Here is a 6,905-nt window from a genome sequence, read left to right as displayed (position 1 = left end):
CACACCTTCTGGCTTCACGGCATCAACACCCAGGGCAAGATCCTGCTGCCGGCCGGCAAGGCGAAGGTGAGCCTCATCGATGCGCGCGACATCGCCGACGTGGTGCTGCGCCTGCTCACGAGCCATGACCTGGACAACCAGGCCTTCGACATCACCGGCCCCGAGGCCCTGGACCACGACGAGGTGGCCGCCATCCTCTCGCGTGTCACCGGCAAGACCATCGGCTACCAGGAGATCACGCCCGAACAGATGAACCAGGCGCTGCTCGGCGCCGGGCTGCCGGCCGATTACGCCGCCTTCCTCGTGGCCATCCTGGGCTTCCTGGCGCAGGGCTACGCCGCGCCGGTGAACGACGAGGTGCAGCGGGTCACCGGCCATGCACCGCGCCGCTTCGAACAGTACGCGCAGGAAAACAGCGCCGTCTGGAAGCCTCCGGCGCAAGCGTGAGTGGCTGAGGCGCGCAGGACGGCGGCGTGCCTCGGCTTCGCCTGCGCCTCGGCCGGCCGGCGCAGTTGGCGGACGATCTCGGCGCCGCCGGTCCTACAGGCCATTTTCGCGGTCGGCCCCACGATGGACCCATAGCGCAGACCTTCAGTCTTCATCCCGTGGCCTGCGGATGCGCTTACGTTCTGGGAGAACCGCGATGAAAACCCTTGTGTTCTGCGCCGCCGCCATGGCCGCCGCGTTGGCGGCCGGCCCCACCCTGGCCCAGGAACTCGTGGCCCGGCAGGGCGACGATTCCGTGCGCCTGTCCGACACCGCCTGCAGCAGCGAACTCGTGCTGAGCCGGATCGATCCGTCCGAAAAGGAAGAATACAAGGCCGCCTCGGCGCTGTTCCAGGGCCAGCGCTTCAACGCCTGCTGGCGCATGATGGGCAACGTGGCCCACCTCGTCTACGAAGACGGCGACCAGGGCATCATCCCCGTGGCCGAACTCAAGCCCGAGCTGACCGCTTAAGTCTTACGCCGATCCGCCCGGATTGCCCGCCTGGAAGGCCGGGCAGTCCGGCTCCCGCGCGTGTCATGCACAATCCTGGGACTCCCGGGGTTTCATGACACGCGTCCTCATCATCGACGACGATCCCACCACGTCCACCACCCTCGCGGCCGTGGTGCGTCGGCAGGGTTGGGAACACCATATCTGCGGCGACCTGGCCTCGGCGTGGAAGGTGCTGCGCGAAACGCCCTTCGACTCCGTCCTGCTGGACCTCGGCCTCCCCGACGGCGACGGCACGGACCTGTTGCAGAGGCTGCGCCGCTCGCCGCCGGGCGAACTGCCCGACGCCAAGACTCCCGTGCTCGTGATCTCCGCGCGCTCTCAGCTGCGCTCGCGGCTCACCGCGCTGGACCTCGGCGCCGACGGCTACGTGATCAAGCCCGTGCACCTCGAAGAGGTGTCGGCCATCCTGCGCGCGCTGCTGCGCCGGCGCACCACGCTTTCGGCCGGCCAGATCGCCCACAAGGACCTGGTGCTGGATCCGAACAGCCGATTCGTGCAGCGCGGCGGGCAGGCGGTGGAACTCACGGAGCAGGAATTCGCCGTGCTGCTGGCCCTGCTGGAAGACCGGCCCCGGCCGCTGAGCCGGGCCGAGATCCTCGAGCGCACCGGCAACCGCGTCGGCGACGGCGGCGCTGTGGAAGTGCACGTGCACCACCTGCGCAAGAAGCTGGGCGACGAGTTGATCCAGACCGTGCGCGGCGTCGGCTACCGCATCCCCACGGACAGCGCGTCTTGAGCGGGGCCGGCATCGCGTTGTCGGTGGTGGCGATCTGCGCCGGCGCTTCCATCGGCGCGGTGCTGCGCTGGATCCTGGGCCTGCAGCTCAATCACCTGCTGCCCTCGCTGCCGCTGGGCACTCTGGCGGCCAACCTCCTGGGCGGCTATGCGATCGGGCTGGTGCTGGGATGGCTCGGCCACCACCCGGAGCTGCCGCCGCAAGTGCGCCTGTTCCTGGTGACGGGCCTGCTGGGTGGGCTGACCACCTTCTCCACTTTTTCGGCCGAGGTGGTCAACCACCTGATGCAGGGACGGCACGGCTGGGCCGTCCTGATAGCCGTGACCCACCTGGCCGGCTCATTGGCGCTGACGGCCCTGGGCCTGGCCACCATGGACCCCGGGCGCTGATGCGACCCGGCGCGCTGCGCCCGCGGCGCGCGGGCGCACGCGCCAGGCCGACCCTCAGGCAGCGGCGGGGGCCGCCGCCACCTCGGGGCGCTGCGCCAGCCGGTCGGCCAGCAGCTGGATGTTCGACAGCGACAGCAGGTGCGCCGTGATCAGGTGCAGCTCGCCGCTGCGCAGCATCTCCAGCGCCACCGCATCCGGCAGCTTCATCAGCTTTTCCTCGTCCACCACCAGCAGGCCGTTGACCGTGAAGGAGCGGCCGTCGCGCAGGTCGGCGCGGGCGCTGGTCTCCTTCAGCAGGCCGTGCTCCTCCAGCTTCTTGCAGAAGGCTTCGGTGCGCGCCGCCTCGCGCTGGTAGCGGGTCAGGAAGTCCAGCGTCTGCTTCAGGAATGGCGTTTCCTTGCCGTCGGCCTCGAACAGGGCCTCGCCCTCGGTGTCGCCGAGGCCGGGGTAGGCCTCGTCGATGCACACCGCCAGCGACCCGTCGCCGGGCAGCTCCGCCAGCACGAAAGGATAGCGGCGCAGGAAGGCCGGCAGGTAGCGCGCCACCCAGCGCGCCTGGCCGTCGACGAACAGGTTCTCCCGGTCGCGCAGCCCCAGCACCGCCACCGGCACGGTCTTGCCGTTGGGCGAGCGGGTGAACACGATCGGGTATTCCTTGCAGGCTTCGTTGAACTCCACCGCCGCGAGATACAGCGAATTGGACTTGCGGGCGAAGGCGAAGCCGCCGTTGAGCGTCACGCGCCGGTGGCGGTGCTTCTCGCGATCGAGCAGCGCCGGCTTCTCGTAGTACATCTGTTGTGCCATGGATCTCCTCTCCTCCGTCAGTGTTGCGCTTCGGCAGGCTGGGCAACAGCCTGCGCGAGCACTTTGTCGATGCGGCGCCCGTCGAGGTCGACGACCTCGAAGATCCAGTCGCCGCAATCGATCCTCTCGCCCGGCCGGGGCAGGTGCCCCGACAGCGACATCAGCAGGCCTGCCAGCGTGTTGTAGCGGCCCTTGTCTTCCTCCGGCAGTTCGCGGATCTCCAGCCGCGCCTTGAGTTCGGACACCGGCATCAGGCCGTCCAGCATCCACGAGCCGTCGTCGCGCCGGCGCGCCCAGGCCTCGGTGTGCTCGGGCGGCTGCAGCTCGCCGGTGATGGCCTCCAGCAGGTCGTGCGGCGTGATCAGGCCCTGCACCACGCCGTATTCGTCCACCACGAACACGATGCGGGCCGACTCGATGCGGAACTGCTCCAGCAGCTCCATGCCGCTCAGGGTCTCGGGCACGAACAGCGCCGGCACCGCGTGCGGCTCCACCGTCCCCTCGTGGTCGGGGCCCAGCGCGAGGAGGCTCCACACGCTCACCACGCCGACCACGTCGTCGAGCGAACCGCGGCACACCGGATACCAGGAATGCGCCTCGCCGCTGCCGGCGCGCCGCAGCGCCTCGCGCACGCTGGTAGCGGCGTCGAGCCAGACCAGGTCCGAGCGCGGCACCATCATCGAGGTGAGCGGCCGGTCGTCGAGGTGGAAGACGTTGCGCACCATCTGGTGCTCGTGCTGCTCGATCACGCCGGCATCCACGCCCTCTTCCAGGCTGTGCGCGATCTCCTCCTCGGTCATGCCGCGCGGGGTGGTGGTGTCGATGGCCAGCAGCTTGAGCACGGCCTGGGTGGACCCGGACAGCAGCCGCACGAAGGGCCCCGCGCCGCGCGACAGCCAGCGCATCGGCCGCGCCGCGAAGCGCGACACCGCCTCGGGATAGAGCTGGCCGATGCGCTTGGGCACCAGCTCGCCGAAGATGATGGTCACGTAGGTGATGATGGCCACCACGATGGCGGTGGCCGCGATGCCGGCCGGGCGCTCCGGCATGCCCCAGCCGCGCAGCGACTGCGCCAGTTCCTCGCTGAACGCGGCCTCGCCGATGATGCCGTTGATGATGCCGATCGAGGTGATGCCCACCTGCACGGTGGAGAGGAACTGCGTCGGCTGGTCCATCAGCTTCAACGCCGCCTTCGCCCCGCCGTCGCCGCCTTCGGCCATCGCCGCCAGCCGGGCCCGGCGGCTGGAGGCGAGCGCCATCTCCGACATGGCGAACAGCCCGTTCAGCAGCGTCAGGAACGCGATCAGCAGGAAATCCATGAATCAGGACAGAATCCCATGCGTTGCACTTTACTGCAAGGATCGCGCGGCTCGGCCGCGTCCAACCCTGCCCCCGGATGCCGCAAGACCTGAGACGCCAAGACCTGGAGGACGTGCTCTGGGCCGACATGGAGGCCCGGCCGCCGGCCAGCCAGCTGCCGCTGCTGGCGCACTACACCTCCATCCTCACGCTGGAGCGCATCGCGCAGACGGGCGAGATCTGGTTCTCCAACCCGCTGTACATGAACGACGTGGACGAGTTGCGCTACGGCATGAACCTCGGCCTGCACGCCGTGCGCACCCACGCCGGCCTGCGCGAGGCCTGCCCGCCGGCGCACTACAACGCGCTGCTGGACGCCTTCGACGCGCTCTACACCGCCTTCGACGGCGAGTCGGCCTTCGACGTCTACGTCTTCAGCTGCTCGGTGCATGACGACGGGATCGGCGACGACGGCCTGCTGTCGATGTGGCGCGGCTACGGCGGGGACGGCAACGGCGTGGCCATCGTGTTCGACGTGGCGCCGCTGCTCGCGGCCGGTTCGCCGCTGCTGGTGCGCGAGGTGCAGTACCTCTCCTACGAGCAGAGCGAAGCCTGGATGGAGCGCAAGCTGCAGGCCTTCGCCGAGGCGCTGCAGCGCGCCGGCGGCCCGGTGGAAGGGATGCAGTCGGCGGCCGCCGTGTTGTTCGAGCGCATCAAGCTGTTCGCCCTGTTCACCAAGCACCGCGGCTTCCACGAGGAGCGCGAATGGCGGCTGGTGTACCTGCGCGAGCAGGACCGGCAGGGCGTGCTGACGCAGCGGCTGCACTACGCGATCGGCGCCCGCGGCATCGAGCCGCGCCTGCGCTTCACCACCGACGCCCTCGGCGGCCCCGGCCAGGGGCCCAGCCTGAAGGAGATGGTGCGGCGCATCATCCTCGGACCGGTGCTGGCCACGCCGCTGGCGCTGCGCTCGGTGGAACGCATGCTGGAGATCTACCAGCCGGCCTGGGCCGACCGCGTCGCTCGCTCCAGCACCCCCTATCGTTCGCAACGGATGCCATGGCCCATTACCTGATCGGCGACGTCCAGGGCTGCGATGCGCCGCTGGCGCGGCTGCTGGCGAAGATCGCCTTCTCGCCCAGCCGCGACACGCTGTACCTGCTGGGCGACCTCGTCAACCGCGGCCCGGCCTCGGCGGCGGTGCTGCGCCGGCTGATGGCGTACGGCGACGCCGCGCGCTGCCTCCTGGGCAACCACGACCTGAGCCTGCTCGCGGTCGCCCATGGCCATCGTCCGCCGCACCGCAACGACACGATGGACGAAATCCTGCAGGCGGGCGACCGCGAGGCCATGCTCGATTGGCTGCGGCACCGCGCGATGGCGATCCACGCGCATGGCCTGCTGATGGTGCACGGCGGCGTGCTGCCGTCGTGGGACCTGGCGCAGACGCTCGCGCTGGCGGCGGAAGTGGAAGCGGTGCTGCGCGGCCCGGAGCTCGGGGCCTTCCTCGCGCGCATGTGGGGCAACCAGCCGGACCGGTGGGACGACGCGCTGCAAGGCGCGGACCGCCTGCGCGTGATCGTCAATGCGCTCACGCGGCTGCGCTTCGTCACGCCCGAAGGCGCGATGGACCTCAAGGCCTCGGGGCGCCTGGACCAGGCCCCGCCCGGCCTGCTGCCCTGGTTCGACGTGCCGGGGCGGCGCAGTGCCGGCACCTGCATCGCCTTCGGCCACTGGTCGACGCTCGGCTACCTGCGGCGGCCGGACATCATCTCGCTCGACACCGGTTGCGTGTGGGGCGGCTGCCTCTCCGCGCTGCGCCTGGACGAATCCGGCGGCGGAGCGCACGAGCTCATTCAGGAGCAGTGCGAGCAGGCGCAGGTGCCGGGGGAATGAACTACTGCACTGCCTTGAACAGCGCCGCCACCTTGCGCTTGGGCTTGATGTTGCTGGAGACGCGGTTGCTGGCCGGCTTGGCGCTGGCCTCCCAGGCGGGGGCTTCCTCGCGCTGCGGCGGCTGGTAGGGCTGGTCGAAGAACGGGTCGGCCGGTGCACGCGCCTCGCGCCGGCGCTCCACATAGCGCTCGCGCCGGTCTTCCTCGTCGCCCTGCTGGCGCCAGGCCCGGCGGCCGTCGTTGATGCGGCCGCGGGGACGGTCTTCCTCGTACTCCAGCGGCTCGATCTCCAGCTTGCGTTTCAGCAGCCGCTCGAGATCGGCGACCAGGCGGGTGTCGCCGGGCGAGACCAGCGTCACCGCCAGGCCCGAGGCGCCGGCGCGGCCCGTGCGACCGATGCGGTGCACATAGTCCTCGGGGTTGAACGGCACGTCGAAGTTGAACACCGCCGGCACGTCCTTGATGTCGAGGCCGCGGGCGGCGACGTCGGTGGCCACCAGCAGGTCGACCTCCCCGCGCTTGAAAGCGTCCAGCGCCTTGAGCCGCTCGTCCTGGCTCTTGTCGCCGTGCATGGCCACGGCCTTCAGGCCGTCGCGCTCCAGCGCCCGCGCCAGCCGCGCGCATCCGAGCTTGCTGTTGACGAACACGAAGGCCTGCGAGATCCCGCGCTGGCGCACCAGCTGCCGCAGCGCCCGGCGCTTGTCGTCCTCGGGCACGCTGAAGAAGTGCTGTTCGACGGTGGAGGCCGTGGTGTTGGGCCGCGAGACCTCGATGGTCACCGG

8 protein-coding genes and 1 pseudogene are annotated in these 6,905 nt (G+C 70.2%); 6 read left to right on the top strand and 3 right to left on the bottom strand.

Annotation, left to right across the window (positions count from 1 at the left end; all coding sequences use genetic code 11):
* The 4 genes and pseudogenes from VFM98_RS24965 to crcB form a co-directional block, all read left to right on the top strand.
* Window positions 1-447: pseudogene (locus VFM98_RS24965) on the top strand (hypothetical protein); the annotation flags it as partial.
* Window positions 448-643: 196 nt separating this feature from the next.
* Window positions 644-958, top strand: coding sequence for a hypothetical protein (locus tag VFM98_RS24960; RefSeq protein WP_325112588.1), 315 nt, complete (start codon window positions 644-646; stop codon window positions 956-958).
* Between the two features lie 94 nt (window positions 959-1,052).
* Window positions 1,053-1,736 carry a response regulator transcription factor gene (locus VFM98_RS24955; protein WP_325112587.1) on the top strand — a complete coding sequence of 228 codons (684 nt, stop codon included), beginning with the start codon at window positions 1,053-1,055 and terminating at the stop codon, window positions 1,734-1,736.
* A gap of 11 nt (window positions 1,737-1,747) precedes the next feature.
* On the top strand, window positions 1,748-2,125 hold the full coding sequence (gene crcB, locus VFM98_RS24950) for a fluoride efflux transporter CrcB (protein WP_325112589.1): 378 nt from the start codon (window positions 1,748-1,750) through the stop codon (window positions 2,123-2,125).
* Window positions 2,126-2,179: 54 nt separating this feature from the next.
* Here crcB and VFM98_RS24945 read toward each other — a convergent pair whose 3' ends face one another.
* Both VFM98_RS24945 and VFM98_RS24940 read right to left on the bottom strand, forming a co-directional pair.
* Window positions 2,180-2,929, bottom strand: a complete 750-nt coding sequence (locus VFM98_RS24945; RefSeq protein WP_325112586.1) for a SapC family protein — start codon at window positions 2,927-2,929, stop codon at window positions 2,180-2,182.
* Between the two features lie 17 nt (window positions 2,930-2,946).
* On the bottom strand, window positions 2,947-4,248 hold the full coding sequence (locus tag VFM98_RS24940; protein ID WP_325112585.1) for a hemolysin family protein: 1,302 nt from the start codon (window positions 4,246-4,248) through the stop codon (window positions 2,947-2,949).
* A 77-nt stretch (window positions 4,249-4,325) separates the two neighbouring features.
* Here VFM98_RS24940 and VFM98_RS24935 point away from each other — a divergent pair, with 77 nt between their 5' ends.
* Window positions 4,326-5,303: a DUF2971 domain-containing protein gene (locus VFM98_RS24935; protein ID WP_325112584.1), complete on the top strand. Its 978-nt coding sequence runs from the start codon at window positions 4,326-4,328 to the stop codon at window positions 5,301-5,303.
* Complete coding sequence (locus VFM98_RS24930) at window positions 5,288-6,124, top strand: symmetrical bis(5'-nucleosyl)-tetraphosphatase (RefSeq protein ID WP_325112583.1); 837 nt, start codon at window positions 5,288-5,290, stop codon at window positions 6,122-6,124. Before VFM98_RS24935 ends, VFM98_RS24930 begins: the two co-directional genes overlap by 16 nt.
* A gap of 1 nt (window position 6,125) precedes the next feature.
* On the opposite strand, the gene VFM98_RS24925 is transcribed toward VFM98_RS24930, so the two are convergent.
* A partial coding sequence (locus tag VFM98_RS24925) for a C-terminal helicase domain-containing protein (RefSeq protein ID WP_325112582.1) occupies window positions 6,126-6,905 on the bottom strand: 780 nt, incomplete at its 5' end.

Origin of the sequence: Ramlibacter sp. (assembly GCF_035706265.1) — a bacterium.
In the GTDB taxonomy this organism is placed as follows: Bacteria; Pseudomonadota; Gammaproteobacteria; order Burkholderiales; family Burkholderiaceae_C; genus Ramlibacter.
The sequence above is the reverse complement of the archived record's forward strand: the minus strand, read 5'-3'. Positions and strand labels throughout refer to the sequence as shown.

What these genes read in the sequence shown, in the direction of transcription:
- VFM98_RS24960 (WP_325112588.1), top strand. Translation starts at nt 644, where the DNA reads ATGAAAACCCTTGTGTTCTGCGCCGCCGCCATGGCCGCCGCGTTGGCG.
- VFM98_RS24955 (WP_325112587.1), top strand. Translation starts at nt 1,053, where the DNA reads ATGACACGCGTCCTCATCATCGACGACGATCCCACCACGTCCACCACC.
- VFM98_RS24945 (WP_325112586.1), bottom strand. Translation starts at nt 2,929, where the DNA reads ATGGCACAACAGATGTACTACGAGAAGCCGGCGCTGCTCGATCGCGAG.
- VFM98_RS24940 (WP_325112585.1), bottom strand. Translation starts at nt 4,248, where the DNA reads ATGGATTTCCTGCTGATCGCGTTCCTGACGCTGCTGAACGGGCTGTTC.
- VFM98_RS24935 (WP_325112584.1), top strand. Translation starts at nt 4,326, where the DNA reads ATGCCGCAAGACCTGAGACGCCAAGACCTGGAGGACGTGCTCTGGGCC.
- VFM98_RS24930 (WP_325112583.1), top strand. Translation starts at nt 5,288, where the DNA reads ATGGCCCATTACCTGATCGGCGACGTCCAGGGCTGCGATGCGCCGCTG.